Origin of the sequence: Bradyrhizobium sp. NBAIM08, from assembly GCF_020193935.1 — a bacterium.
GTDB classification, from domain to species: domain Bacteria; phylum Pseudomonadota; class Alphaproteobacteria; order Rhizobiales; family Xanthobacteraceae; genus Bradyrhizobium; species Bradyrhizobium yuanmingense.
In genome coordinates, this window is the sequence record NZ_JADYVR010000421.1 from 1 (window position 1) to 442 (window position 442).

At 67.0% G+C, this 442-nt stretch carries 1 protein-coding gene; it reads right to left on the reverse strand.

The features are described 5' to 3' along the window. Positions 1 to 442: NrsF family protein (locus tag I6F37_RS40215; RefSeq protein ID WP_225154411.1), on the reverse strand; the 442-nt coding region annotated here is incomplete at both ends.

Sequence of the window (442 nt, forward strand, 5' to 3'; positions counted from 1 at the left end):
GCGCGGCGGCGCGCAGGACCATCAGCACCGTCACCAGGGGAGCCAGCGCCAGCGTCGGGATGGCAACCAGACAAATCAAGGCATTGCTGCCCACCAGCCGGGTTCCCCACGAAGCGCTCGGCAGCGAGGCCAGTTCGATGGCGACCGCCACCAAGGCCAACGTCGCCAGCGCCAACAGCCGACGTCCCGGGTGGCCGGAGCTCAGCGGACGCGACAAGGTGATACAGAGGCTGGACGCTACGCCCAGCGCTGCCAGGACCATGCCGACCTTGAGATCGAAACGCCAGGTTGTGAGCGCTTCCACGATATCGGCCCGGACACCGAGGTCGATGAGGAACACGGCAAGCGATACCAGACCTCCCAACACGAGCGCGCCGACGAGGGCACTGCCCATAGGCCTGGCGGCCGTGATGCGGTCGACGACGAGCGCTTCGATCAGGTT